We start from the raw sequence: 25,220 nt of genomic DNA, 5'->3' as shown, positions 1-25,220 counted from the left end.
TGCTGAATTCCACTGCCGTGAGATTCGCCATGACCGACGCCATCCTGCTGCAACGCGAGCGCGGGCTGCTGACCCTGCAGCTCAATCGCCCGGATAAGAAAAACGCCCTGACCCGAGCCATGTACAGCCAATTGGCCGAGGCGTTGGAGCAGGCCGATGCGGACCCGCAGATCAATGCCGTGCTGATCCAGGGCAGCAGCGAGTGTTTTACCGCCGGCAACGATATCGGCGACTTTCTTGAACAGCCGCCCGGCGACCTCGACAGCCCGCCGTTTCACTTTATGAAAAGCCTGCTCAACTGCCGCAAGCCGGTGATCGCAGCCGTAGCGGGTGCGGCGGTGGGGATCGGCACGACCCTGCTGCTGCATTGCGACCTGGTGTACATCAGCCGCGATGCACGGTTACGCATGCCGTTCGTCAATTTGGGGCTGTGCCCGGAGTTTGGGTCGAGCCTGATCCTCCCGCGTTTATTGGGGCACGCGAAGGCGGCTGAACTGCTGTTGCTGGGTGAGGGCTTCAGCGGCGAACAAGCGGCCGCGTGGGGGATTGCTACCGAAGCGTTGGGCAGTGGCGAGGCGGCGTTGGCCAAGGCGCGGGAGATGGCCGAGCGCTTTGAAACCCTGGCGCCGGGAGCGGTGCAGGTCTGCAAGCAGTTGATGAAGAGCGTGGACCGTGAGCAGTTGCGGCAAGTGATCGAGGAAGAGGGGGCGTTGTTTGTGCAGCGCTTGAAGTCGCCGGAAGCGATTGCGGCGCTGTCGGGGTTTATGGACAAGCGTTAACCCGATGTGGGTGCGACGATTCGACATGCTCCCTGCCACACGGAAAGCAAAAAGCCCCGCCATTCACATGGCGGGGCTTTTGGTTTTCAGCCTGTCACTCAGACCATTGGGTCGCCAACGTGCAGGATCTTCATGCCGTTGGTGCCGCCGATGGTGTGGTAGCTGTCGCCTTTGGTCAGGATGACCCAGTCGCCTTTCTCCACTACGCCGCGCTTGATCAGCTCGTCGATGGCCGCCTGGCTGACTTCATGGGGCGGCAACGACGCCGGGTCGAACGGCACGGTGTATACGCCACGGAACATGGCCGCACGGGCCTGGGTTTCGCGGTGCGGGGAGAACGCGTAGATCGGTACCGAAGAACGGATACGCGACATGATCAACGGCGTATAGCCACTTTCGGTCAGGGCAATGATCGCTTTCACGCCCGGGAAGTGGTTGGCGGTGTACATGGCGGCCAGGGCGATGCTCTGGTCGCAGCTTTCGAACACTTTGCCGATGCGGTGGCTGGAGGTCTTGCTGGTCGGGTGCTTTTCGGCACCGACGCAGATACGCGCCATGGCCTGCACGGCTTCCAGTGGGTACGGGCCGGCGGCACTTTCGGCCGAGAGCATCACGGCGTCGGTGTAGTCGAGCACGGCGTTGGCCACGTCGGACACTTCGGCGCGGGTCGGCATCGGGTTCTGGATCATCGACTCCATCATCTGGGTCGCGACGATCACCGCTTTGTTGTGGCGGCGCGCGTGCAGGATGATCTTTTTCTGGATGCCGATCAGCTCGGCGTCGCCGATTTCCACACCCAGATCGCCACGGGCAACCATCACCGCGTCGGACGCCTTGATCAGGCCGTCGAGGGTTTCGTCATCGGCCACGGCTTCGGCGCGTTCGATCTTCGCCACCAGCCAGGCGGTACCGCCGGCTTCGTCGCGCAGTTTACGGGCGTATTCCATGTCGGCAGCGTCGCGCGGGAAGGACACGGCGAGGTAGTCCACTTCCATTTCAGCGGCGAGCTTGATGTCGGCCTTGTCTTTTTCAGTCAGGGCTGGGGCGGTCAAGCCACCGCCGCGACGGTTGATGCCTTTGTGATCGGACAGCGGGCCGCCGATGATCACAGTGCAATTCAATTCAGTCGGGGTCGCGGTGTCGACGCGCATCACCACGCGACCGTCGTCCAGCAGCAGCTCGTCACCGACGCCGCAATCCTTGACCAGGTCCGGGTAGTCGATACCCACGACGTCCTGGGTGCCTTCGGTCAGCGGGTGGCTGGTGGAGAAGGTGAATTTGTCACCGATCTTCAGCTCGATACGCTTGTTGGCGAATTTGGCGATACGGATTTTCGGGCCTTGCAGGTCACCCAGCAGTGCGACGAAGCGGCCATGCTTGGCGGCCAGGTCACGCACCAGCTTGGCGCGAGCCTTGTGCTCGTCCGGGGTGCCGTGGGAGAAGTTCAGACGGGCAACGTCCAAACCAGCCAGAATCAGCTGTTCGAGGACTTCCGGCGAGTTGCTGGCCGGGCCAAGGGTGGCGACGATTTTGGTACGACGGACGGACATGCACAGACTCCTGAGTTCAAGCGCTGAGGAAGGCTACTATGCTCTTTGGTTGTAGTCATTGTTCGTTTGCACTACTTATCGACGATTCGCTTGTTTTCGCGCCGGTTGAATAGATGAACATCCTTGAAGATTTTTGACGAGGGGTCGATACACTGCACAAGACAGGAGAACCTTCATGCGAATTTTGCTCATTGCTGCCCTGGCCGTCAGTGTTGTCGGCTGCACCCGTTGGTCGATGGACCACCATTTGAACAATGCCTACCGTGCGTACAAGGTCGGTGATTGCGAGCGTGTCACTTTGGAACTATCCCAGGTCGACCGCGAGAGCCGTACCCGGCGTTATGTTCAGCCGGAAGTTTCGATGTTGCGCGGGCAATGCCTGGAACGCCAGAAACTGTTCGTCGACGCCGTGCAAACCTATCAATTCATCATTAACCAGTACCCGTCGAGCGAGTACGCCTACCGTGCCCGCGCGAGGCTGGATACCTTGCAGCAACTGGGCCATTACCCCGGTGCGAGCGTGGCACAGCCGCGGCCCGCCTCTTTGTAATGGCATTCGTCATTTAATAACTGGCCCGTTGCCAGTCTTGGGCTATTCTTTCAACGTTCGTTTGTACAAGTTTCTATTCGAACGGATGCAGGGCCCGGATTCGGCAGCTGTCGAGTGACAAAATGTTGTCCGTTGTCACACCGAGATCCAGGGAGAGCGAGCAATTGCGCTCGTTCCGAATCACTGGCACGGCCAGAGTCATGGCCACTGGATGGCGATCTCACCATGTTTACCGACCGACGGATCGAGCGGCATCAACTACCGTATTTCCTGCAAGTGTTTAACCGTGTCACCGACAAACCCATAGGTTTTTTGGGTAACGTCTCTGACGACGGGCTGATGTTGGTCAGCCAGTTACCCATGATGGTCGATGTGGACTTCGAGTTGCGTTTGAAGATACCCGGGGCTGACGACACGTTCCATGTCATTGACATCACGGCGACCTGCCTGTGGAGCCATGAAGATATCAACCCGCAGCACTATGATTCCGGGTTCAGCGTGCTTGAAGCCCCCGAGGAATATGGGCAACTGATCAACGTGCTGTTGCAGTACTTCAGTTTTGATTCCTTGCAGGCTTCGGCCTAGAAGCGGCGCGCTGTCGACGCGGCCGGGGTGCTGCCATCCCTGCCGCAGTCGTGCGCTTTTTTAGAATACTCCGGCTTTCTTCCAACCCAGGTAGCGTGTCACCAGGGCCGCCCCCATTTCTGATGGCAACGTATCCAACGCCGACAGACCGTGGGCGTTCATGCGGTCATGCAATTCATCCCGAGTATTGAGGTAGTCGACAGTACCGCTGTAGGCCAGGGCTTCGGGCAAGGTTTGTACGGGGGATTGGCGCAGTCGATCGAGTACTTCCTCACGCATGCTCGCCACCAGCACCCGATGTTGACGACTGATGCGCTTGACGGCGGAGAGCAGGGCTTCATCATCCTCATCCCGCAGGTTGCTGACAATAATGACCAATGCCCGCCGTTTTTGCCGGGCCAGCAGTTGGCTGGCCGCTGCCTGGTAGTCGGCGGTTCGGCGGCTGGTGTCCAGGTCATAGACCGTATTGAGCAACAGGTTCAATTGGCTGCTGCCCTTGACCGGTGCCAGGTAGCGTGGCTGGTCAGTGGCAAAGGTGCACAACCCCACCGCATCGCCCTGGCGCAGGGCCACGTAGCTAAGCAGCAGGCAGGCATTGAGGGCGTGGTCGAAATGGGACAGCTCGTCATCCTGGCTGCGCATGCGTCGGCCGCAATCGAGCATGAACACGATCTGCTGGTCGCGCTCGTCCTGATACTCCCTGGCGATGGGGGTACGTTGCCGCGCGGTCGCTTTCCAATCGATTTGCCGCAGGCTGTCGCCCTCACGAAACTCGCGCAGCTGATGAAACTCCAGTCCCAATCCTCGTCGTTGCCGTTGACGGACCCCCAGTTGGCTCAACCAGTTATCCACACCCAGCAGTTGTGCCCCGTACAGGCGGGCGAAGTCCGGGTAGACGCGGGTGGCATCCTCGGCTTCGATAAAACGCCGTGCAGACCAGAGCCCCAAGGGACTGGGCAGGTGGACTTCGCAGCGACTGAACGCGAAATGCCCACGCCGCAAGGGGCGCAGGCGATAACCCAGCTCACTGCGTTCACCAGGGTGCAGTTCGATGGACTGGGGCAGGTTTTCCACGCTCAGCCCGTCGGGGACGTGATCGAACACCTGCACTGTCAGCGCCTGTGGGTAGTCATGTTCCAGGGACAGGCGGACTTCGCCCCAGCGCCCCAGCGCCAGGCTGCCGGGCATCTGCCGGTGCACGCGTGGTGAGGGTCGGCGGCGCAGTCGCAGCGCGTCGAGCATGGCCAGCAGCAACAGCGCCAGGAGCAAGCCCCATGTTATTGAGTGCAAGGTCTCGGGTACCTTGAGCTGCAAGGCGGCCGCAGCGCCCAGCAGGATGCTCAAGCCCAGCAGTACGCTGAGCCAGGCTAATAACAGACGGGTCGGTTTCATGGACGGGTCATTGCCGGGGTGCCGGAATCTGGTCCAGCAGCTGCTTGAGCACCTGGTCGACCTCCAGCCCGTCTATATCCAGTTCTGGCGCAAGACGTACCCGATGACGCAGTACCGCCAGGGCACAGTCCTTGATGTCATCCGGTGTGACGAACTCGCCTGCACGTAACAAGGCCCGTGCGCGGGCGCCGCGTACCAGGGCGATGGAGGCTCGCGGGCCGGCGCCTATGGCCAGTCCCGGCCAGCTGCGGGTTGCTCGCGCCAGGCGCACGGCATAGTCGAGCACGTGTTCATCCAGGGCCAGTTCACTGGCGACCAGCTGCAGTTGCAGCACGTCCTCGGCCTTCAGCACGGTGCGCAACGGGTGCACGTCCAGCATGTCGGCCCGTGATGAGCGTGTCACTTCGCGCACCATATCCAGTTCCTGCTGCGCATCGGGGTAGTCCATGCGTACCTTGAGCATGAAACGGTCCAGTTCGGCTTCCGGCAGGGGGTAGGTGCCTTCCTGTTCGATGGGATTTTGCGTGGCAAGTACCATGAACGGCTGGCCAATGGGCAGCGCCTCGCCTTCGAGGGTGACTTGCCGTTCCTGCATGGCTTCGAGCAGGGCTGCCTGGGTCTTGGCCGGAGCGCGGTTGATTTCGTCGGCCAGCAACAAGTGGGTGAATACTGGCCCCTTGCGCAGCTTGAACTGTTCGGTGTGCAGGTCGTACACCGCGTGGCCGGTGACATCGCTGGGCATCAGGTCCGGGGTGAACTGGATCCGCGCGAATTCGCCGTCAAAGCAACGGGCCAGGGCACGTACCAGCAAGGTCTTGCCCAGCCCGGGGACACCCTCGAGCAATACGTGGCCGCCGGCGATCAGCGCGGTGAGTACATCATCGATTACCTGATCCTGCCCGATCACTGCCTTGCGCAGTTCAATGCGCAGGGCCTGGGCCTGCTGGCTGGCGCGTTGCAGAGAGTCGCCGGGCAGGGTGGTAGCGCTGGGAAATTCGCTCATAGGGCATTCCTGAGAGTTTGCAGGCACGCCACCTGCCGGCTGAAATCGGCACTGGAAAGCCGTTTCGTCGGGAGTGGGCCGAGGGCCTGGCTGATGACGTGGGAGGGTTGGCGCGTCAGGTGGGCAAGTACTCGCCCCTGTTCCGTGTTGTCGAGATGTTCAAAGCCGGGGTGACGCCGCCGTGCGGCGCGCAGGATGTCGCGCTGCAAGGCCTGCAACAGGGTGCCTTGGCCGCTGCGACGCAGCAGGAAGTCGGCGCTGGCTTTCAGGTGCTCCTGCAATTGCCGGCGTGCCTTGGGGGCGGGCGCCTGGATTGGGCCCTGGCGCATACCTGCCTGCCAGAGTGCCAGGGCAATCAGGGCAATAAGCGCCACCAACGCCTGGGGGAAATAACGCAGCAGCAGGGTGAACAGGTCATCTACATCGCCGTTGAACAACAAGGTTACGGCAGTGCCCTGGGTCAGATGCCACAGCAGCCAGGCATTGTCGTGTTTGCCAATGTCCGGCGTTTTCCACAGCTCGCTGTCGGTGATCACCGTTACGCGGCCTTGCCCGAGGTCGAGTTGCATCAAGTGGCTCGACCGGGCGCTATTGGCTGAAAATTGTGCCAGGTGCTTGGGGTCGATAAGGTTGAAGTCGGTCTCGAAACTGAAATAGACCGGGGCTGTGTCGTTGTCGACATACAGTTTGGTCAGGTCCGGTGCTTTATTTTTGCGGGCTGGGGCCGGGGCATCGGGTTCATCGCTGAGGACTTGGTGGATAGGCAGGCGATCGAGCAGCAGGTCGCCGCTCTTGCCGGTTTCTTCGTCCCACAGGGCCTCGGCGACCACCAGTAGATGGCCGCCGGACCTGGCCCAGTCCAGGAGTTGCCCTGCCTGGCGTGGCGACATGTTGCCGCGTTCGCCCAGCAACAGCAGGCTGTTGCCCTTGGCGGGCAGGCTCGCCAGGCGTTCCAGGCCATTGGCGCGCTCAACGGCCAGGCCTTGCAGGCGCAGAAAGTGTTCGGCTGCCAGGTAAGGATTGGCCAGGGCTTCCGGGGAGGGGCCGCGGTCCACCACTTCTTCATAGGGGATCGCTTTGCTCCATGCGTAAAAACCGCCCGCTCCAAGCAGGCACGCCAACAGCAGCCCCACCCACAGTAATGGCCGGTTCATCGGGCGCCTCCCGCACTGAACAGGGCACGCCAATCGTTGCACAATGTCTGCTGGACTGAGACCGGGGGCAGGTGATGGCCATAGGCGAGGTTTTGCCAGTGCCGCGTCAATTCATCACTGAAGGCCAGCAACTGCGGCTGCTGCAACTGGTGAACCCGTTGCAGGACCTCGCCTTCGGTGTCAGCGCTTCTAAGGGGCAGGTTGAAGTCATGCAGCAACCTGCTCAGCAGGCCACGATACAAAAGGCCGAGGGCCTCCCGTGGCTGGGTAGACCAGAGTTGCTCGGCGGCGCTGGCGATATCCTCGGGCAGGGTCTCGGCGCCCAGTTCCAGGCCGAACAATTGCGCGGGTGGTGGTTTCGCTGCTTTGGGTGTACGTGCCCCGCGCAGGCTGACAAAGGTGCGCAACCAGTCCCGATAACGCCAGGCCACCAGGGCCACGCCACCGATCAGCAGGCTCCATAACAGCACTTCCAGGCCTTGGGCGACAGGCTTGAACGTGTTGCTGTTGAGGTTGTCCAGCAGTGCCTGCAGCCACGCCGGAAGTTTGCCGTCACTGTGTGCCTTGTTTTTAACGACGGACTTTTCTTCGCCAAAGCGATAGCGGGTGACGGTTTCCGGATTTTTGAAGGGCGGCTTGTCCAGCAGCGACTTGATGGACTGGCTTGCGCTCTGGGGGGGCAGTGGCTTGGCGTCATCCGCCATGGCGGGCGGGTTGAATGGCAGCAAGGTCAGCCCGATCACCAGCACTAACAGTGGCGCCACACTGCTCAGACGCTGGCGCAGGCGGCGGAATACCAGCTCCAGGTCCCACGCCTCCAGCAGGGTGCGGCGATTGAGATAAAGGCTGAAACCACAGGCGACATAGATGGGCTCCCAAAACACCAGGATCAAGGCGTAGAAGGCATTGCTCAAGTGTTCCAGCCAGACCCCCTCGGAGCCCGTCGCCAGCGCCAACCGTTGCCAATCCCAATCCAGTTCAAGCTGTTGCGGAATGAATAGATAGAACAGCGCCATGCAGCCGAACCACAAGCCGATTTCCAGGTGCACCCCAACGGTGGTCAACCAGCGCGCTGCACCGGCATTGCGCTGCTGCAGCACGCCCAGGCGTTTCTGGCGCGCCTGGCCGTCCAGGCCTTCGAGCTGGCTGACCGGCATTATAAAACTGCGGCTGAGGCTAAGTCGGCGCCAGGTCAGGCTGGCCAGCAGTTGGTGGTTAAGCAGTCTTGGCCATTGGCGCACGGCCTGCTTAAGGCTGGGTGTTTCGCCGAACAGGGCTTTGGAGAGGATATATAAAGGCAAGCGGTCGAACGCCGGTTTGAGCCACCAGAACAGGAACACGGCTGTGGACGGGTATTTCCATAGCAACGCGGTAAGCAGGGCAAAAACCGGCAGGGTCACCAGCGCCCAACTGCTCATCAACAGCAGGCGATGCTCCCGGGCCATTAATACCCCAAGGTCCATGGCCTCCCATGCGGTACGCGGGCGAATCGCCACGCTGGCATTACTCAGGCGCATGGCGAGTCCGTCCGGCAAGGGTCAGGTAAGCCGCCACCAGTAGCCAAAGTGCAGCACCCACCAGGTATTTGATCCAAGGGGCGATCTGGGTGGTGGAAGACCAGTAGGCCTCGATAAATGCTGCGATCAGCAGGAACACCATGACACCGCACAGCAGTTGCACACTCTTGCGAGCGGCGAGCCGCAGGGATTCGCCACGGGTCAGTTGCCCCGGGGCGATCAACGCCCAGCCCAGTTGCAGGCCCGCGGCACCGGCGAGTGCAATGGCCGTCAACTCAAAGGCCCCATGGCCGATGACAAATGACCAGAAGGTCTGCCCATAGCCGATTTCGGTCAGGTGCCCGGAAATCGCGCCGATGATCAGCCCATTGAATATCAGGAAAAACACACTGCCCAGGCCGAACAGCAAGCCGGCGGCAAATGTCTGAAAGGCGATACCGATGTTGTGCATCACGTAGTAGCCAAACATCATCCAGTCTTCGCTCGAAGCACGTTCGGCAGCGCGCCCCAGCCGGCTGGCCTCGGGGTCATACATGCCCTGCATCTCTGCCACCTGCTGGGGGCTGACAATGCTGTAGATCAGGTCGGGAAACAGGTAGACCAGCAGGGCAATGCCCAGCAGGCTGCCAAAGAACAGCAGGCTGGCAATCAACACGAAACGCCACTGTTCTCGCACCAGACGCGGAAAATCGGCCAGGACGAAACTCAGCACGTTCGCGGCCAATTGGCTGCGGTGGCGATACAGTTGTTGATGGCCGCGCAATGCCAGTTGTTGCAGGGGATCCACCAGGTAACTGCTGTAGCCGCGCTCCTGGGCGAGGGCCAGGAGCTGGCATAGACGCCGGTATTGATGAGGGAAATCGGCCATATCACTGGCCTTGGCCTTGCCGTGTTCCAACTGCTTCAGTTGTTCGGCAAACGCTTGCCATTGGTGTTGGTAACGGCTTTCGAAAAGACTCTGCTTCATGTTGGCCCCAGCAGGCCGCGGGCCACACCGTTGAGTTGCTCCACGGCGCGGGCCGGGGACACCTGCAGCGGCGTCGCAAGGATCGAGGCGAGTTCGTGTACCCGTTCAGGGGACAGTTCGCCCTGGCGTTCGGCGAAGCCAAGAATCGCTCGCTGTTCACTCAGGTCCAGGGCAAACGGCAAGCGCAGGGCTGCAGCTTGGGGCACCTGGGGACGTGCCAGCGGCTGTTCGCGGTAGACCACCAGGGCGCCGGCGGCCAGGTCGCCAAGGCGTTTGAAGTGAGGATGTTGCAGGCAACTGATGGCGCCGAGAAAGTAGCCGAAAGGCAGCATGTCGACAAACCGCAGGAGGTTGCGGATCAGCGACGCCGACCAGCCTATGGGGGTGCCGTCGTCCTGCACGACCCGCAAGCCCATGACCTGTTTGCCCGGTGAGCAGCCCTGGTTGAGCACCTCGAACAGCACCATGTACCACCAACTGACCAGGAACAGCAGAAGCGATCCCAGGCCGATACCGATATTGCCGAGCAACGCCAATGGCACCAGCAGCACGCCCATGATCACTGCGCGTGCGCCGAGGTCGAAGGCAAATGCCAGCGCCCGTGGCACCAGGCCGGCTGGGCGCAGTGGCAGGTCGATGCCCTCCGGGGTCTCGATCTGGTAGAGGGTGTCCAATGGGGCTGATGGCATCGCGATCCTTGGCAGTGCAGAGCGGCTGGAGACACGGATGCTAACAGTGTCCGTGATGGAAGCAACTACTCAAGGTTTTGCTGGATGTTTGTACAGTGGAATTGGTGCTGGCCCCGAACACGGCTGAACGCCTAGACTTTGTCGATCTTCAGCACAGGAATAGCCCGTGACCACCATTTTCTGGTACGACTATGAAACCACCGGCATCAACCCGCGCAGCGATCGCCCACTTCAGGTTGCCGGCATTCGTACGGACCTCGATCTCAACGAGGTCGGCCCGCCGGTCAATCTTTACTGCCTGCCCAGCGACGACATCCTGCCCCATCCCGCCGCCTGTGCCATTACCGGTATAACCCCTGGAATACTGGCGGAAAAAGGCCTGGCCGAGGCCGATTTCATGACCCGTGTACATGCCGAACTGGCGGCCCCGGGGACGTGCGGCGCAGGTTACAACACCTTGCGGTTTGACGACGAAATGACGCGCTACAGCCTGTATCGCAACTTTTTCGACCCCTACGCGCGGGAGTGGCAGGGCGGTAACAGCCGCTGGGACCTGATCGATGTGGTTCGCACTGCCTACGCCCTGCGCCCGGAAGGCATCGAGTGGCCGCAGCAGGATGGGCGCGTGACCCTCAAGCTCGAGCGCCTGACCGCCGCCAACGGGATTGACCATGGCCAGGCCCACGATGCGTTATCCGACGTGCGTGCCACCATCGCCCTGGCGCGCCTGGTGCGCGAGAAGCAGCCCAAGCTGTACGACTGGCTGTTTCAACTGCGCAGCAAGCAACGGGTGATGGACCAGGTGCGCCTGCTGCAACCCATGGTGCATATCTCCGGACGTTTTTCCGCCGAGCGTCATTACCTGGGGGTCGTGCTGCCCCTGGCCTGGCACCCGCGCAACCGCAATGCACTGATTGTCTGCGACCTTGGGCTCGATCCCCAGGGGCTGCTGGACCTGGATGCCGCTGCCTTGCGCCAACGCCTGTATACCCGTCGCGAGGACCTTGCCGAAGGTGAACTGCCGGTGCCGCTCAAGTTGGTGCATATCAACCGTTGCCCCGTGGTCGCGCCCTTGAACGTACTGCGGGCCGAGGACCGTGAACGCCTGCAATTGGATATGGATATTTGCCAGGCGCGAGCCCTGCGGCTAACTGACGCACAGGCACTTTGGCGCGATAAGTTGGCGGTTATTTACGCCGAGGAAGATTTTGCCCCGAGCGCAGACCCGGAACAGCAGCTTTACGAAGGTTTTATCGGGGATCGTGATCGACGGTTATGCGAGCAAGTCCGGGCGGCGGAACCTGCGCAGTTAGCCAGCCAGCAGTGGCCTTTTGATGATCAGCGTTTGCCTGAATTATTGTTTCGTTACCGGGCGCGTAACTTCCCCGATACGCTGAACGGCGAGGAGCTACAACGTTGGAAACTTTTCTGTCAGCAACGTTTGGCAAATCCTGAATTCGGCGCGCCGAATACCCTGGAGGCATTTAATCACGCTCGGCAGGAGTTGGCCGTTAGTGCGACGCCGTTTCAGCAGCAGGTGCTGGAGCAATGGCAGAGATATGCCGACTCTTTAGCCGCTCGTGTGAATCGGTAATAGCGGTTTGTAGAAAAGACGGTCAATAAAAAACGCCAGCAAGCTGGCGTTTTTAATGGGTTGCGTATCAAGCGCAGACCGGGTGAGGCTTAGCCCAGCAGGGTAGCCCAGCCTTCAACCACGTCACCGCCCCACTTGGCTTTCCACTCTTTCAGGGTTTTGTGGTTGCCGCCTTTGGTTTCAATCACTTCACCGTTGTGCGGGTTTTTGTATTGCTTGACCTTGCGCGCACGCTTGGTACCGGTAGTTTTCACGGCGCCACGGGGTGCTTTAACTTTCGACTCTGGATCCAGCAGCGCGATGATGTCACGCAGGGATTTGGAGTATTCACCCATGAGGGTGCGCAGTTTGCCTTCGAATTCCAGCTCGGTTTTCAGTTTGTCATCTTGGGACAGGTTCTTCAAACGAGCTTGCAGCTCTTTGATAGCTTCTTCGGTGGCACGGTATTCGTTGATCAGAGACATGTGGACTACCTTATGTAGAACGCTGATTGACAGGGATAGTGGCCCAATAATAGTCAGGCGGTTTCCCCAAGTAAACATTTAAGCGCGTATTCAGGTGAATTACTTTGAATGTTTGTGAAGACGCTATGCAATCGAGTTAATTAGTAGGGGCTACCCCGAAAATAATCTCCTTGAAATTCGCATAATTGCTGCAGCGTGCGCTGTTCATTCATATAGCAATGGTAAAACCATGCGCTATTAAGGGATGTGGCCAGGGCAACGGATCAGAATAAGGCTCATCGAATACTGCAGTTTTTCTGCACAATCGCTAGAATGGCGGCCTTTGTGAAGTTCTGGAGTTCCCCCCTAATGCGCACTTTTCGGCTGGTGATTGCTTGCCCGGACCGGGTCGGCATCGTTGCCAAAGTCAGTAACTTTCTGGCCTCCCACAACGGCTGGATCACCGAGGCGAGCCATCACTCGGACAACCTCAGCGGTTGGTTCTTCATGCGTCACGAAATCCGTGCCGACACGCTGCCCTTTGGTCTTGAAGCGTTCCGCGAGGCATTTTCGCCCATCGCGGAAGAGTTTTCGATGACTTGGCACATCACCGACACCGAGCAGAAAAAGCGCGTGGTGTTGATGGCCAGCCGCGAATCCCACTGCCTGGCCGATTTGTTGCACCGCTGGCACAGCGACGAGCTGGACTGCGAGATTGCGTGCGTGATCTCCAACCATGACGACCTGCGCAGCATGGTCGAGTGGCATGGCATCCCTTACTACCACGTGCCGGTCAACCCGCAGGACAAGGAGCCGGCGTTCGCCGAGGTCTCTCGCCTGGTCAAGCAGCATGAGGCCGATGTGGTCGTGCTGGCGCGCTACATGCAAATCCTGCCGCCTGAGCTGTGCCGCGAATACGCAGGCAAGGTGATCAACATTCACCACAGCTTCCTGCCGTCGTTCGTGGGGGCCAAGCCTTACCACCAGGCTTCCCTGCGTGGCGTGAAGTTGATTGGCGCAACCTGCCATTACGTCACCGAAGAGCTGGATGCCGGTCCGATCATCGAGCAGGACGTGGTGCGTGTCAGCCACAGTGACAGCATTGAGGACATGGTGCGGTTTGGCCGTGATGTCGAGAAGATGGTGCTGGCCCGTGGCCTGCGCTATCACCTGGAAGACCGCGTGCTGGTGCACGGCAACAAGACGGTCGTATTCTGATTCAAGCGTCTTGGTTGAACAAAGAAGGGCCTGGGCGTTAAATCGCTGCAGGCCCTTTTTCATTCCCCGCACTTTTCAGGACCAGGCCATGACCGACCCACTTGATAAAGCCACGTCCAAGTCGCCTGCGACGTTGGGTGAGGGCTGCCTGAGTCGTTACGACCCGGATGCGCTGGAGCCGGAAGACGGTACGGACTTTCCGGGAGCCGCCGAGCTGTGGGAGCAATTGCAGGAGGCCGATGAATTGCCCGGAGCCCCTGGCCGAGGTGCTTGAGCGACCACCTGTTCAGCCAGCCAGGCAGCCTTGGTCTGCGGTGTTCGCCCTGCGTCGAGTAGGCGTTGTACGGTTTCAAGCCAATAGCCGCGAGAGAATGCGTGGCGCATGTCTACCGGGTGCACGCCCAGGCGAATCACCGGGGCGGCGTGCCAGCGCTGTTCGCGACGATCGCTGATGACTCTGGACACCCCTCGGCGCCATGCACTGCGCGCACTCCAGGTCAGGCCCGGGGCTTCGATCGGCGTGAAATCGGGCAGTCGATACAGATGCTGCGGGCTGCTGGTGTAGCTCAGCGGTAGTTGGCGCAGGGCCTCGCGAGTGCCTTGGCTCATTAACCAGGCGGGTGCGACGAAGCCGTGCAACGGCCAGTCATGACGCCGGAATACTTCAATGCCATCCTGAAGACGATCAAGGGCCTGGGCTTGAGACAGTTGATAGAACTCAGCCTCATGGGTGTAGAGGCGGCGCATGAACCAGTCTTTGGGTGTGCGCGGTGCCGGTTGGTCATCGCAATGGTAGTAACCGTGCAAGGCAAGTTCATCGCCCTTGGTCACGCGGCGATCCAGCAGGCGTTGAAAATCGCCGTGGGCAGTCAAGGCGTCGCGATGATGGAAGTCCGGCACCACCAACCATGTGATTGGCACGGCGCCCAGGGCATCGACGGCTTCGACAAAGGGCCGATAATCGGCCCAGTTGTGCGGCGCCACATCGTGCAGCACCAGTAATACCGAGCGCTCATGCATGGGAAGGCATCGGCTTGTGACTGCCCAGTACCGCGTGGTAGTGGCCGAGCAGGCTGTCGACCACCGTATACCAGGCGTAATGTTGTTCTACATGACGCCGAGCCTGCGCGCCCAGGCGCCTGCTGCCGAGGTTGAACAGCTCGCGCACCGTATCGGCCATCGCCCTTGGGTTGTTTGGTGCGCACAGCAGGCCGCAGCGTTCGTCGACTATCTCCGTGAACGCGCCAGCCGCCACCGCGATTACCGGTATGCCGCAAGCCATGGCTTCGAGGATGACCAGGCCAAAGGTTTCCTGGTCGCCGCCATGCAGCAAGGCATCGGCACTGGCCATCAGCCGGGCGACATGCTGTGCCGGGCGAAACCCCTCGATGACGGTGACATTGGCCGGCACGCTGGTCGGCATGCCGGAGCCCACCAGCACCAAGTGATAGCCGTCCCCCAGGCGTTTCATGCAGCGAAGCAGGATCGGCAGGTTTTTTTCCTTGGAGCCGCGCCCGGCAAAGATCAGCAGGCGGGTGTCTTCGCCGATCCCCAGCTCGGCGCGCAGGCCTGGGTCGCGGGCGTCAGGGGTAAAGGTTTGCAGGTCCACGCCCAGTGGTTGGACGAACACATTCTTCACGCCGAGCCCCATGAGCTTGTCGGCCATTACCTGGCTGGGCGCCAGTACTCGGTCGAAACTTCCATAGAGTTTGCTGATATAGGCTTCAACGTTCGGGGCAAGCCAAGACCCCATGCGGTTGCTCACCAGTAGCGGTAAGTCGGAGTGGTAAAAGCCGATCACCGGCACATCCAGCTGGCGCCGGGCATCCAGCGCGGCCCAGGCGGTGAGATAGGGATCACCTACCTCGATCAGATCGGGCTGTAAATCGTGCAGGACATTTCGCCAAGGGGCGAGGCGAAGGGGGAAGCGGTAGCCTTTGCCGAAGGGCAGCGCGGGAGCCGGTACCTTGAAGATGCCATCCTGGTTGCTCCATTGCGCGCCAGGAATCAACAGGCTATGGCGAATGCCGGGCTTAAGCCTCAGGCGTCGGTGCTTGGCGTCCAGGTAAGTGCGCACGCCGCCGCTTGTCGGGGCGTAGAACATGGTTATGTCAGCGATATGCACGATGAACATCCCTCCGATCCATTGCTCTCCTAACGTGGACCTGAGCTAAGGATAGATGTTCGGTTGGCGTTCATCGTGAAAACAGTGCGGGAGCCTGACCGGCTCCTGCGGTAGTTCAGATCCGGAAGCTGCCCACCAGCTGTTTCAACCGTGCCGCCTGCTGTTCCAGGTCGGCGCAGGCGCGCAGCGTCGATTGCAGGTTTTCCACGCCTTCCTGATTGAGGGTGTTGATCTCGGTGATGTCCATGTTGATCGACTCCACGACCGAGGTCTGCTCTTCGGTCGCGGTGGCCACCGACTGGTTCATGCCGTCGATCTCGCCAATGCGCTGGGTCACGCTGTTCAAGCGTTCGCCGGCCAGGTTGGCGATTTCCACGCTGTCATGACTGTGGCGCTGGCTGTCGCTCATGGTGCTGACCGAGTCACGGGCACCGATTTGCAGCTCCTCGATCATCTTTTGTACTTGCTGTGCCGATTCCTGGGTGCGATGGGCCAGGTTGCGCACTTCATCGGCGACCACCGCAAACCCGCGCCCGGCTTCCCCGGCGCGTGCGGCTTCGATAGCGGCATTCAGTGCCAGCAGGTTGGTTTGCTGGGAAATACTGGTGATTACCTCAAGAATCTGGCCGATATTCACCGTCTTGCTGTTAAGTGCTTCGATATTGCTGCTTGAGGCACTGATCATTGCAGACAGCTGAGTCATCGCCTTGATATTGCGTTCGACCACCTGTTGACCGTCTTCGGCCAATTGCCGTGCATCACTGGCCTGGTTGGAGGCCTGTGCGGCGTTACGCGCGATTTCCTGTGCGGCGGCGCCCAGTTCGTTGATCGCGGCGGCAACGCTGTTGGTGCGGTTGGCCTGTTCGTCGGAGTTGACCATCGACGAGTTGGACGCACTGACAACCCGCAGTGCGACTTCATTCACCTGTTGGGTGGCTGAGGACACTTCGCGGATCGATGTATGAATGCGCTCTACGAAGCTGTTGAATGCGTTACCCAGGGTGCCGAACTCATCGTGATTCTGGATGGCCAGGCGGCGAGTCAGGTCACCTTCGCCGTCGGCGATGTCCTGCATCGCGCGAGTCATCACGTGCAGCGGCTGCAGCAGCACGCGTATCAGCATGCCGAGCAGGGCGATGATGATCACCACGGCAATCACGGTGGCGATTACGGCGGAGGTGCGGAATTTGCTGAGCATTGCGTAGGCTTCGTCCTTGTCCACCGATACCCCGAGGTACCAGTTCACCGAGGGCAGCCCCTTGATCCGTGTGAAAGTAACGATGTTGTCCTTGCCGTTGGCTTCGACTTCGCTGAAGTCGCCGCTGATGGTGGGCGTGTGTTTTGGGTAGACATCGGAGAGGGACTTCATCACCAGGCTTTTGTCCGGGTGTACCAGCACCTTGCCGTCGGCACTGACCAGGAACGCATAGCCCATGCCACCGAAGTTCAGTGCACCGATGTTGTCCACCAGGGTCTGCAGGCTCAGGTCGCCGCCGACCACGCCGATGCTCTGGCTGCCCTTGGCGCTGGGGGTGGCGATGGAGATGATCAATTGCCCGGTGGCTGCGTCGATGTAGGGCTCGGTCAGGGTCGAACCGTTGCTGCTCTGGGCACCTTTGTACCAGGGGCGAACGCGTGGATCGAAGCCGTCCGGCATCTTGGTGTCGGGACGGATGGTGAAGGCGCCCTGACTGTCACCCACGTAGGTGGCCATGAACGATGACGTCAGGGTTTTCTGCTCCAGCAGGCTTGCAACCGCAGCGGGTTCAGGGTTGATGGCGATGTTCTGTGCGGCGTTTTCCACCAATGCGATACGTCCGGTCAGCCAGGTCTGGATACTGTTGGCGGTGACGTCGCCCATCTCGTGCAGGTAGCTATTGAGGTCTTCGCGTATCGCGTTACGTTGCAAATAGTCGTTATAAAGGGTGAACAGCGTAAATGCCGCGATGACGATAAGGGAGGCTGCAAGCAGGATTTTATGGCTGAAACGCAGATTTTTATTCATAGCTTGAAGGGTCCGCTAAGGTCTTAATATCCGAAGCGCGTCCTTGTGGAACACGCGGGAGGGTAGCGTCAAAAAAAGTTTGATATTTCCGTTGGTCCCTGTAGGAACTATCTGAGCGTTTTTTAGACTTTGTGGGTCTCACATCTGTCTTATCGACCTGGCGACATTAAAGATTAACCATGGGTGACGAAATGCCTGACTCCACGCAACTCCTTATCGGTGCCGGTCTTGACGGCCAGCCCATTGCCCAGGCCATGCGCCTGGCCAACCGTCACGGTTTGATCGCCGGCGCCACGGGCACAGGCAAGACGGTCACGTTGCAACGTCTGGCAGAAGCGTTCAGTGATGCGGGCGTCGCGGTATTTGCCGCGGATATCAAAGGTGACCTCTGTGGCCTGGGTGCCGCCGCCAACCCTCAGGGCAAAGTCGCAGAGCGCATCGCCGGCATGCCGTTCCTTAATTACACGGCCAAGGCGTATCCCGTCACGCTGTGGGATATCCACGGGCAGTCCGGTCATCCATTGCGCACCACCATCAGCGAAATGGGGCCGTTGTTGCTCGGCAGTTTGCTGGAACTCACGGACAGCCAGCAGTCGGCCCTTTACGCGGCGTTCAAGGTGGCGGATCGCGAAGGCCTGTTGCTGCTGGATCTCAAGGACCTCAAGGCCCTGCTCAACCACCTGCGTTATCACCCGGAGTTGCTCGGCGAGGATGCGGCGCTGATGACCACCGGCTCCAGCCAGGCGCTGTTGCGGCGTCTGGCAGTATTGGAGCAGCAGGGCGCCGAGGCGTTGTTTGGCGAGCCGGCCCTGCAGCTTGAAGACATCTTGCAGCCCACCCGCGAGGGACGCGGGCGTATCCATCTGCTGGACGCCAGCCGCCTGGTGCATGAAGCGCCGAAGGTGTACGCGACCTTCCTGTTGTGGCTGTTGGCGGAATTGTTCGAGCAGCTGCCCGAGCGCGGCGATGCCGACAAACCGTTGCTGGCGCTGTTTTTCGACGAGGCGCATTTGTTGTTTGCCGACACGCCCAAGGCTTTGCAGGAGCGCTTGGAGCAAGTGGTGCGGCTGATCCGTTCCAAGGGCGTGGGGGTGTATTTCGTCACCCAATCGCCGGGCGACCTGCCGGACTCCGTGCTGGCGCAACTGGGTTTGCGCATCCAGCATGGCCTGCGGGCGTTCACCACGAAAGAACAGAAATCCTTGCGAGCGGTCGCAGACGGGTTCCGGCCGAACCCGGCGTTTGATGCGTTATCGGTGTTGACCGAGTTGGGCACGGGTGAGGCATTGGTGGGCACCTTGCAGGAAAAAGGTACGCCTGAAGTGGTCCAGCGCGTACTGGTCGCGCCGCCGCAATCGCGAATCGGGCCGCTCAGCGTCGCTGAACGCGCTGCATTGGTGGCCGGTTCGCCCTTGCAGGGGCGCTATGACAAGCCGATTGATCGCGAGTCGGCCTATGAAGTATTGATGGCGCGCAAGGCGCTTGGACCGACCGAAGAGGCCAGGCAGGCCGACGAGGAGCCCAGCTTCACCGACAAGGCCGGGGCGTTTCTGGGAACCACCGCAGGCAAGGCGCTGAAGTCCGCGATGCAGCAGGCCGCCAATCAGATGGGGCGCCAACTGGTGCGTGGTTTGCTGGGGTCTTTGCTGGGCGGCAGTAAGCGCAAGTAGCGGTTCAGGGCTTGGGCTTGCCATGGGCGGCCAGCCGCTCAAGTGCCGCGCGCAGGCCCGGATCGCTGATGCCGTCGGCCGTGGCCTGAATCGTCTCGGCCGCCGTCTCCGACAAGTCCATCGTGTGGCCCGCCGCGCCTTGCTGCACGGTCGGCGGCTGCACCTTGAACTGGATGCGCGTCAAGCTGGCGAACTCATCGAACGCCATCAATTGACGCTGCAGGCGTTTTTGCTGATAGCGCAGGCGGGTCGCCCAGTGGCCATCTGTGACAATCAGCAGCAGGTTGCCTTCACGCCAGGACGCCACGTGGCAGTGCTCACGGGCCGCCGGTTGCAGTTGGCTTTCGAGCAGGCGTTGCAAATGGCCCAAGCGTTGCGCATGGCCAAAGATGGCTTTCAACGGCTTGGCTTCGCGAAGCAACACGCTGGGCGCGCGGGCTGTAAGAGGGCGAAATGCCATGATTGGACACCTTAAGTAACAGAGCGGCCATCTTAGCAGAAAGCGTCTACGCGGCCCCGGGCAATGCATTGCCGGGGCTTTATCCACAAAATCAATGAGCTCCACGGGTTGAAGTTCGCGCAAAAGCCCTTATTTTAAACAAGCCCTCTCACAGCCCCTTGCCCGCCTCGGGGAACAACGCCACTTTCCTCACCCACGATTCCGGGTAGAATGCGCGTTCGCATGCGGCCGTGAGGGCTGCTCGGGCCACTCACGGTGCGCCCTCCATCCCTATGTGTGGAAGAACCTGCCGATATGTTTGCGCCTTTGTTAAAGAAACTTTTTGGAAGCAAGAATGAGCGCGAAGTCAAACGCATGCTCAAGACGGTGCAGCTGGTCAATGCCTTCGAAGAGCAGATGGTTGCCCTTTCGGACGAGCAATTGCGCGCCAAGACCGAAGAGTTCAAGGCCCGCATAGCCAAAGGTGAAACCCTCGACAAGCTGCTTCCCGAAGCCTTTGCGGTTGCCCGTGAAGCCGGTAAGCGTGTCATGGGCATGCGCCACTTCGACGTGCAGTTGATCGGCGGCATGACCTTGCATGAAGGCATGATTGCCGAAATGCGTACCGGTGAAGGCAAGACCCTGGTAGCAACCCTGGGTGTTTACCTCAACGCACTGTCCGGCAAGGGCGTGCACGTTGTGACGGTGAACGACTACCTGGCTCGTCGGGACGCCAACTGGATGCGCCCGCTGTATGAATTCCTCGGCCTGACCGTCGGCGTGGTAACGCCGTTCCAGCCGCCGGAAGAGAAGCGCGCCGCCTACGCCGCCGACATCACCTACGGTACCAACAACGAATTCGGTTTCGACTACCTGCGCGACAACATGGCGTTCAGCATGGAAGAAAAATTCCAGCGCGAACTCAACTTTGCCGTGATCGACGAAGTCGACTCCATCCTCATCGACGAAGCCCGTACCCCGCTGATCATCTCCGGCCAGGCCGAAGACAGCTCGCGCCTGTACACCGAGATCAACAAGTTGATCCCGCGCCTTGAGCAGCACATCGAGGAAGTGGAAGGCGTGGTGACCAAAGAAGGTCACTTCACCATCGACGAGAAGACCCGCCAGGTCGAACTCAACGAAGCCGGTCACCAGTTCGTCGAAGACATGCTGACCCAGATCGGCCTGCTGGCCGAAGGCGAGAGCCTGTACTCGGCCCACAACCTGGGCCTGCTGACCCACGTGTATGCCGGCCTGCGTGCCCACAAGCTGTTCCATCGCAATGTCGAATACATTGTGCAGGATGGCCAGGTCGTACTGGTCGACGAACACACCGGGCGTACCATGCCGGGCCGTCGTCTGTCCGAAGGCCTGCACCAGGCCATCGAAGCCAAGGAAATGCTCAACATCCAGGCCGAAAGCCAGACGTTGGCGTCCACCACCTTCCAGAACTACTTCCGCCTGTACAACAAGCTGTCCGGCATGACCGGTACCGCCGACACCGAAGCGTTCGAATTCCACCAGATCTATGGCCTGTCGGTGGTGGTCATCCCGCCGAACAAGCCGCTGGCCCGTAAAGACTTCAACGACCTGGTGTTCCTGACCGCCGAAGAGAAATACGCGGCGATCATCAACGACATCAAGGACGGCATGGCCCAGGGCCGTCCGATCCTGGTAGGTACCGCCACCATCGAGACTTCCGAGCACGTGTCCAACCTGCTCAACAAGGAAGGCATCGAGCACAAGGTCCTCAACGCCAAGTTCCACGAAAAAGAAGCCGAGATCATCGCCCAGGCCGGTCGCCCGGGTGCGCTGACCATCGCCACCAACATGGCCGGTCGTGGTACCGACATCCTGCTGGGCGGCAACTGGGAAGTGGAAGTGGCTTCGCTGGACGATCCGACCCCTGAGCAGATCGCCCAGATCAAGGCAGACTGGCAGAAACGCCACCAGGCCGTGCTGGAATCCGGTGGCTTGCAGGTGATCGCATCCGAGCGCCACGAATCCCGTCGTATCGACAACCAGCTGCGCGGTCGTGCCGGCCGCCAGGGTGACGCCGGTTCCAGCCGTTTCTACCTGTCCCTGGAAGACAGCCTGATGCGTATCTTCGCCTCGGATCGGGTGAAGAACTTCATGAAGGCCCTGGGCATGCAGTCCGGTGAAGCGATCGAGCACCGCATGGTGACCAACGCCATCGAGAAGGCCCAGCGCAAGGTAGAAGGCCGTAACTTCGACATTCGTAAGCAACTGCTCGAGTTCGATGACGTCAACAACGAACAGCGTAAAGTGATTTATCACATGCGTAACACGTTGCTGGCCGCCGACAACATTGGCGAAACCATCGCCGATTTCCGTCAGGACGTGCTCAACGCCACTGTCAGCGCACATATCCCGCCACAATCGCTGCCTGAGCAGTGGGATGTCGCTGGCCTGGAAGCGGCGTTGAAGAGCGACTTCGGTGTCGACTTGCCGGTCCAGCAATGGCTCGACGAAGACGACCACCTGTACGAAGAAACCCTGCGCGAGAAGCTCATGACCGAGCTGCTGGCCGCGTACAACGAGAAAGAAGAGCAGGCGAGTGCCGAAGCACTGCGCACCTTCGAGAAGCAAATCGTACTGCGTGTGCTGGACGACCTGTGGAAAGACCACCTGTCGACCATGGACCACCTGCGTCACGGCATCCACCTGCGTGGCTATGCCCAGAAGAACCCGAAGCAGGAGTACAAGCGCGAGTCGTTCACGCTGTTCTCCGAGTTGCTGGATTCGATCAAGCGCGATTCGATTCGCGTGCTGTCCCACGTTCAGGTGCGTCGCGAAGACCCGATCGAGGAAGAAGCGCGCCTGCGCCAGGAGGCCGAGGCACTGGCTGCGCGCATGCAGTTCCAGCACGACGAGGCACCCGGTCTGGAAGCGCCTGAAGTATTGGGTGAAGAGGTCGATGTGGCCCTGGCCCAGACCCCGGTTCGCAACGAGCAGAAGCTGGGCCGCAACGAACTGTGCTGGTGCGGTTCGGGCAAGAAGTACAAACACTGCCACGGCGAAATCAACTAAGATTTTTGCCTGACGCTGCTACACCCCGCGCCGCGACCGGCCCCTGCCGTCGCGGCGTTTTGCCATTAACTTCACCGTCGATCACGACGGCACAGACATCACCTATTTTTAAGGAGCGCATTCATGGCTGTTGGTCTTGGTCCTTTGCCCACATTGCACCCGGTTGCCGGTTTTGAGCTCGGTATCGCTTCGGCCGGCATCAAGCGTCCAGGGCGCAAGGATGTGGTGGTGATGCGCTGTGCCGAAGGCTCGACCGTTGCGGGCGTGTTCACCCTCAACGCCTTCTGCGCCGCGCCGGTGATCCTGGCCAAGCAGCGTGTTGCCGGCTCGATTCGTTACCTGCTGACCAACACCGGCAATGCCAACGCCGGTACCGGTGAGCCTGGGCTGGTCGCCGCCGCACGTACCTGTGCCAAGCTGGCCCAACTGGCCGGCGTGGACGCCAGCCAAGTGCTGCCATACTCCACCGGCGTCATCGGTGAGCCGCTGCCGGTCGAAAAAATCGAAGGCGCCCTGCAAGCCGCGCTGGACGACCTGTCTGTGGATAACTGGGCGGCAGCCGCCACCGGCATCATGACCACCGACACCCTGCCAAAAGGCGCGAGCCGCCAGTTCGTGCACGACGGTGTGACGGTTACCGTGACTGGCATCAGCAAGGGCGCGGGCATGATTCGCCCGAACATGGCCACCATGCTTGGCTATATCGCCACCGACGCCAAGGTTTCCCGCGATGTGTTGCACAGCCTGATCCTGGACGGCGCCAACAAGTCGTTCAACCGCATCACCATTGATGGCGATACGTCCACCAATGACTGCTGCATGCTGATCGCCACCGGCCAGGCCAACCTGCCGGAAATCACCGAAGCCAGCGGCCCGCTGTTCGCGGCGTTGAAGCAGGCGGTGTTCGAGGTGTGCATGGACGTGGCCCAGGCCATCGTGCGTGACGGTGAAGGCGCGACCAAGTTCGTGACCGTTGAAGTCAACGGCGGCGGCAACCACCAGGAATGCCTGGATGTCGGCTACACCGTGGCCCACTCGCCGCTGATCAAGACCGCGCTGTTCGCCTCCGACCCGAACTGGGGCCGTATTCTGGCTGCCGTCGGCCGTGCCGGCGTGCCGGACCTGGACGTGAGCAAGATCGACGTGTTCCTGGGCGACGTATGCATCGCCAGCCGTGGCGCCCGTGCCGAGACCTACACCGAAGCCCAGGGTTCGGCGGTGATGCAGCAGGAAGAAATCACTATCCGCATCGAGCTCGGTCGCGGTGAGTGCAGCGAAACCATCTGGACCACCGACCTGTCCCACGAGTACGTGAAGATCAATGCGGAATACCGCACCTGATAGAAGAGGATAAGCGCGGTGAAACGAGTGCATGTAGCAGCAGCGGTGATCCGCGGTGTCGACGGCAGGATCCTGCTGGCGCGCCGTGCCGATACCCAGCATCAGGGCGGCCTGTGGGAGTTTCCCGGTGGCAAGGTGGAGGCCGATGAGTCGGTCGCCACGGCCCTGTCCCGTGAGTTGCAGGAAGAGCTGGGTATTCAGGTCTCCACGGCGCGACCGCTGATCAAGGTGCAACATGACTACCCGGACAAGCAGGTGTTGCTGGATGTCTGGGAAGTCTCGGCCTTTACCGGCGAGCCCCACGGCGCCGAGGGACAACCGCTGGAATGGGTGACCCCGCGCGATCTGCCCCACTATAAGTTCCCGGCCGCCAATGCGCCAATCGTGGCGGCTGCGCGCTTGCCGGCCGACTACTTGATCACGCCGGGCGAGCTGGAAACGCCCACGCTCCTGCGCGGGATCCAGAAGGCTATCGCCGGTGGCATCAAGCTGATTCAGTTGCGGGCGCCCAACGGTTACGACCCCAAATACCGCGATCTTGCGGTAGATGCGGTGGGCCTGTGCGCCGGTAAGGCGCAGTTGATGCTCAAGGGTCCGTTTGAATGGCTCGGGGACTTCCCGGCGGCCGGCTGGCATATGACTTCGGCCCAACTGCGCAAGTATGCGAGCAAGGGCCGGCCGTTGCCGAAGGACCGCTGGTTGGCGGCGTCATGCCATAACGCGGAAGAACTGGCGTTGGCGGAGTTGATGGACGTGGATTTTGTCACGCTGTCGCCGGTGCAGCCGACCCAGACCCATCCCGATGCGCAGCCGTTGGGCTGGGAACAGGCGGCAGAGTTGATCCGTGGGTTCAGCAAACCGGTGTTTCTGCTGGGTGGGGTAGGGCCTGCTGAGCGGGAGCAGGCGTGGGAAGCCGGCGCTCAAGGTGTCGCAGGGATTCGGGCGTTCTGGCCTGAGGCTTGATGGTGCTCTGAAGGGCCCTATCGGGAGCAAGCCCCCCACATTCGACCGGGTTCCAACTTTGGAATGTGATCAAAATGTGGGAGGGGGCTTGCCCCGGTACAAACCGGGGACATCGTTTACATTTCTAACCGGGGACATGGTTTACAGGCTAATACGCATGATCAGGAGGTAACTGATCATGCCCT

21 protein-coding genes and 2 pseudogenes are annotated in these 25,220 nt (G+C 60.7%); 10 read left to right on the top strand and 13 right to left on the bottom strand.

Features of this window, described 5'->3' with window-relative positions; genetic code table 11:
* Window positions 1-29: 29 nt before the first annotated feature.
* Window positions 30-779, top strand: a complete 750-nt coding sequence (locus C8K58_RS26385) for an enoyl-CoA hydratase-related protein (protein ID WP_027605511.1) — start codon at window positions 30-32, stop codon at window positions 777-779.
* Window positions 780-877: 98 nt separating this feature from the next.
* Here C8K58_RS26385 and pyk read toward each other — a convergent pair whose 3' ends face one another.
* Window positions 878-2,329: a pyruvate kinase gene (gene pyk, locus C8K58_RS26380; RefSeq protein WP_027605512.1), complete on the bottom strand. Its 1,452-nt coding sequence runs from the start codon at window positions 2,327-2,329 to the stop codon at window positions 878-880.
* A 175-nt stretch (window positions 2,330-2,504) separates the two neighbouring features.
* On the opposite strand from pyk, the gene C8K58_RS26375 reads away from it, so the two are divergent.
* Window positions 2,505-2,879 carry a hypothetical protein gene (locus tag C8K58_RS26375; protein WP_025854787.1) on the top strand — a complete coding sequence of 125 codons (375 nt, stop codon included), beginning with the start codon at window positions 2,505-2,507 and terminating at the stop codon, window positions 2,877-2,879.
* A gap of 225 nt (window positions 2,880-3,104) precedes the next feature.
* Window positions 3,105-3,464, top strand: coding sequence for a PilZ domain-containing protein (locus tag C8K58_RS26370; RefSeq protein WP_098478843.1), 360 nt, complete (start codon window positions 3,105-3,107; stop codon window positions 3,462-3,464).
* A 60-nt stretch (window positions 3,465-3,524) separates the two neighbouring features.
* On the opposite strand, the gene C8K58_RS26365 is transcribed toward C8K58_RS26370, so the two are convergent.
* Genes C8K58_RS26365 through C8K58_RS26340 form a run of 6 tightly spaced genes read right to left on the bottom strand, consistent with a single transcriptional unit; the run spans window position 3,525 to window position 10,186 of the window.
* Window positions 3,525-4,856: a DUF58 domain-containing protein gene (locus tag C8K58_RS26365; RefSeq protein WP_027605514.1), complete on the bottom strand. Its 1,332-nt coding sequence runs from the start codon at window positions 4,854-4,856 to the stop codon at window positions 3,525-3,527.
* 7 nt (window positions 4,857-4,863) lie between these two features.
* Window positions 4,864-5,859: a MoxR family ATPase gene (locus C8K58_RS26360; RefSeq protein ID WP_027605515.1), complete on the bottom strand. Its 996-nt coding sequence runs from the start codon at window positions 5,857-5,859 to the stop codon at window positions 4,864-4,866.
* Window positions 5,856-7,013, bottom strand: coding sequence for a DUF4350 domain-containing protein (locus tag C8K58_RS26355; protein ID WP_108574620.1), 1,158 nt, complete (start codon window positions 7,011-7,013; stop codon window positions 5,856-5,858). The genes C8K58_RS26360 and C8K58_RS26355 overlap by 4 nt, the downstream gene beginning before the upstream one ends.
* A complete protein-coding gene (locus C8K58_RS26350; protein ID WP_092358378.1) occupies window positions 7,010-8,530 on the bottom strand; it encodes a DUF4129 domain-containing protein in 1,521 nt (506 codons plus the stop codon). The genes C8K58_RS26355 and C8K58_RS26350 overlap by 4 nt, the downstream gene beginning before the upstream one ends.
* Window positions 8,517-9,497, bottom strand: coding sequence for a stage II sporulation protein M (locus tag C8K58_RS26345; RefSeq protein ID WP_027605518.1), 981 nt, complete (start codon window positions 9,495-9,497; stop codon window positions 8,517-8,519). The genes C8K58_RS26350 and C8K58_RS26345 overlap by 14 nt, the downstream gene beginning before the upstream one ends.
* Complete coding sequence (locus C8K58_RS26340) at window positions 9,494-10,186, bottom strand: RDD family protein (RefSeq protein ID WP_108574619.1); 693 nt, start codon at window positions 10,184-10,186, stop codon at window positions 9,494-9,496. Before C8K58_RS26340 ends, C8K58_RS26345 begins: the two co-directional genes overlap by 4 nt.
* Window positions 10,187-10,352: 166 nt before the next feature.
* On the opposite strand from C8K58_RS26340, the gene sbcB reads away from it, so the two are divergent.
* Window positions 10,353-11,780, top strand: a complete 1,428-nt coding sequence (gene sbcB / locus C8K58_RS26335; RefSeq protein WP_108574618.1) for an exodeoxyribonuclease I — start codon at window positions 10,353-10,355, stop codon at window positions 11,778-11,780.
* 89 nt (window positions 11,781-11,869) lie between these two features.
* On the opposite strand, the gene mvaT is transcribed toward sbcB, so the two are convergent.
* On the bottom strand, window positions 11,870-12,244 hold the full coding sequence (gene mvaT, locus C8K58_RS26330; RefSeq protein ID WP_003175830.1) for a histone-like nucleoid-structuring protein MvaT: 375 nt from the start codon (window positions 12,242-12,244) through the stop codon (window positions 11,870-11,872).
* Window positions 12,245-12,592: 348 nt separating this feature from the next.
* On the opposite strand from mvaT, the gene purU reads away from it, so the two are divergent.
* Together purU and C8K58_RS32805 are read left to right on the top strand one after the other, a co-directional pair.
* Complete coding sequence (gene purU / locus C8K58_RS26325; protein ID WP_027605521.1) at window positions 12,593-13,441, top strand: formyltetrahydrofolate deformylase; 849 nt, start codon at window positions 12,593-12,595, stop codon at window positions 13,439-13,441.
* A gap of 88 nt (window positions 13,442-13,529) precedes the next feature.
* Window positions 13,530-13,715 (top strand): hypothetical protein, encoded by a 186-nt coding sequence (locus C8K58_RS32805; RefSeq protein ID WP_108574617.1) that lies wholly within the window; start codon window positions 13,530-13,532, stop codon window positions 13,713-13,715.
* Between the two features lie 8 nt (window positions 13,716-13,723).
* Here C8K58_RS32805 and C8K58_RS26315 read toward each other — a convergent pair.
* The 4 genes and pseudogenes from C8K58_RS26315 to C8K58_RS33205 all read right to left on the bottom strand — a co-directional run.
* A pseudogene (locus C8K58_RS26315) lies at window positions 13,724-14,461 on the bottom strand (DUF2334 domain-containing protein); the annotation flags it as partial.
* Window positions 14,454-15,575, bottom strand: coding sequence for a glycosyltransferase family 1 protein (locus tag C8K58_RS26310; protein ID WP_108574616.1), 1,122 nt, complete (start codon window positions 15,573-15,575; stop codon window positions 14,454-14,456). The gene C8K58_RS26310 and the pseudogene C8K58_RS26315, both read right to left, overlap by 8 nt.
* Before the next feature lie 106 nt (window positions 15,576-15,681).
* Window positions 15,682-16,446: a methyl-accepting chemotaxis protein gene (locus C8K58_RS33210; RefSeq protein ID WP_370671262.1), complete on the bottom strand. Its 765-nt coding sequence runs from the start codon at window positions 16,444-16,446 to the stop codon at window positions 15,682-15,684.
* Between the two features lie 93 nt (window positions 16,447-16,539).
* A pseudogene (locus tag C8K58_RS33205) lies at window positions 16,540-17,571 on the bottom strand (cache domain-containing protein); the annotation flags it as partial.
* A 191-nt stretch (window positions 17,572-17,762) separates the two neighbouring features.
* On the opposite strand from C8K58_RS33205, the gene C8K58_RS26300 reads away from it, so the two are divergent.
* Entirely contained in the window at window positions 17,763-19,241 is a 1,479-nt protein-coding gene (locus C8K58_RS26300) for a helicase HerA-like domain-containing protein (protein WP_051429346.1), read from the top strand.
* A 4-nt stretch (window positions 19,242-19,245) separates the two neighbouring features.
* On the opposite strand, the gene C8K58_RS26295 is transcribed toward C8K58_RS26300, so the two are convergent.
* The gene (locus tag C8K58_RS26295; RefSeq protein WP_027605525.1) at window positions 19,246-19,701 is read right to left on the bottom strand and encodes a DUF721 domain-containing protein; all 456 of its coding nucleotides are present in this window, start codon (window positions 19,699-19,701) and stop codon (window positions 19,246-19,248) included.
* Window positions 19,702-19,995: 294 nt separating this feature from the next.
* On the opposite strand from C8K58_RS26295, the gene secA reads away from it, so the two are divergent.
* The 3 genes from secA (at window position 19,996) to C8K58_RS26280 (ending at window position 25,035) form a co-directional block, all read left to right on the top strand.
* Complete coding sequence (secA, locus tag C8K58_RS26290; RefSeq protein WP_027605526.1) at window positions 19,996-22,731, top strand: preprotein translocase subunit SecA; 2,736 nt, start codon at window positions 19,996-19,998, stop codon at window positions 22,729-22,731.
* Between the two features lie 123 nt (window positions 22,732-22,854).
* Window positions 22,855-24,072, top strand: a complete 1,218-nt coding sequence (gene argJ, locus C8K58_RS26285; RefSeq protein ID WP_027605527.1) for a bifunctional glutamate N-acetyltransferase/amino-acid acetyltransferase ArgJ — start codon at window positions 22,855-22,857, stop codon at window positions 24,070-24,072.
* Window positions 24,073-24,090: 18 nt separating this feature from the next.
* Window positions 24,091-25,035: a Nudix family hydrolase gene (locus tag C8K58_RS26280; RefSeq protein ID WP_108574615.1), complete on the top strand. Its 945-nt coding sequence runs from the start codon at window positions 24,091-24,093 to the stop codon at window positions 25,033-25,035.
* The last annotated feature ends 185 nt before the right edge of the window (window positions 25,036-25,220 follow it).

The organism is Pseudomonas sp. GV047 (assembly GCF_003058245.1).
Classification (GTDB): Bacteria; Pseudomonadota; Gammaproteobacteria; order Pseudomonadales; family Pseudomonadaceae; genus Aquipseudomonas; species Aquipseudomonas marginalis.
This window is presented reverse-complemented; position numbering and strand designations above follow the sequence as displayed.

What these genes read in the sequence shown, in the direction of transcription:
- C8K58_RS26385 (WP_027605511.1), top strand. Translation starts at nt 30, where the DNA reads ATGACCGACGCCATCCTGCTGCAACGCGAGCGCGGGCTGCTGACCCTG.
- pyk (WP_027605512.1), bottom strand. Translation starts at nt 2,329, where the DNA reads ATGTCCGTCCGTCGTACCAAAATCGTCGCCACCCTTGGCCCGGCCAGC.
- C8K58_RS26375 (WP_025854787.1), top strand. Translation starts at nt 2,505, where the DNA reads ATGCGAATTTTGCTCATTGCTGCCCTGGCCGTCAGTGTTGTCGGCTGC.
- C8K58_RS26370 (WP_098478843.1), top strand. Translation starts at nt 3,105, where the DNA reads ATGTTTACCGACCGACGGATCGAGCGGCATCAACTACCGTATTTCCTG.
- C8K58_RS26365 (WP_027605514.1), bottom strand. Translation starts at nt 4,856, where the DNA reads ATGAAACCGACCCGTCTGTTATTAGCCTGGCTCAGCGTACTGCTGGGC.
- C8K58_RS26360 (WP_027605515.1), bottom strand. Translation starts at nt 5,859, where the DNA reads ATGAGCGAATTTCCCAGCGCTACCACCCTGCCCGGCGACTCTCTGCAA.
- C8K58_RS26355 (WP_108574620.1), bottom strand. Translation starts at nt 7,013, where the DNA reads ATGAACCGGCCATTACTGTGGGTGGGGCTGCTGTTGGCGTGCCTGCTT.
- C8K58_RS26350 (WP_092358378.1), bottom strand. Translation starts at nt 8,530, where the DNA reads ATGCGCCTGAGTAATGCCAGCGTGGCGATTCGCCCGCGTACCGCATGG.
- C8K58_RS26345 (WP_027605518.1), bottom strand. Translation starts at nt 9,497, where the DNA reads ATGAAGCAGAGTCTTTTCGAAAGCCGTTACCAACACCAATGGCAAGCG.
- C8K58_RS26340 (WP_108574619.1), bottom strand. Translation starts at nt 10,186, where the DNA reads ATGCCATCAGCCCCATTGGACACCCTCTACCAGATCGAGACCCCGGAG.
- mvaT (WP_003175830.1), bottom strand. Translation starts at nt 12,244, where the DNA reads ATGTCTCTGATCAACGAATACCGTGCCACCGAAGAAGCTATCAAAGAG.
- purU (WP_027605521.1), top strand. Translation starts at nt 12,593, where the DNA reads ATGCGCACTTTTCGGCTGGTGATTGCTTGCCCGGACCGGGTCGGCATC.
- C8K58_RS32805 (WP_108574617.1), top strand. Translation starts at nt 13,530, where the DNA reads ATGACCGACCCACTTGATAAAGCCACGTCCAAGTCGCCTGCGACGTTG.
- C8K58_RS26310 (WP_108574616.1), bottom strand. Translation starts at nt 15,575, where the DNA reads ATGTTCATCGTGCATATCGCTGACATAACCATGTTCTACGCCCCGACA.
- C8K58_RS33210 (WP_370671262.1), bottom strand. Translation starts at nt 16,446, where the DNA reads ATGGTCAACTCCGACGAACAGGCCAACCGCACCAACAGCGTTGCCGCC.
- C8K58_RS26300 (WP_051429346.1), top strand. Translation starts at nt 17,763, where the DNA reads ATGCCTGACTCCACGCAACTCCTTATCGGTGCCGGTCTTGACGGCCAG.
- C8K58_RS26295 (WP_027605525.1), bottom strand. Translation starts at nt 19,701, where the DNA reads ATGGCATTTCGCCCTCTTACAGCCCGCGCGCCCAGCGTGTTGCTTCGC.
- secA (WP_027605526.1), top strand. Translation starts at nt 19,996, where the DNA reads ATGTTTGCGCCTTTGTTAAAGAAACTTTTTGGAAGCAAGAATGAGCGC.
- argJ (WP_027605527.1), top strand. Translation starts at nt 22,855, where the DNA reads ATGGCTGTTGGTCTTGGTCCTTTGCCCACATTGCACCCGGTTGCCGGT.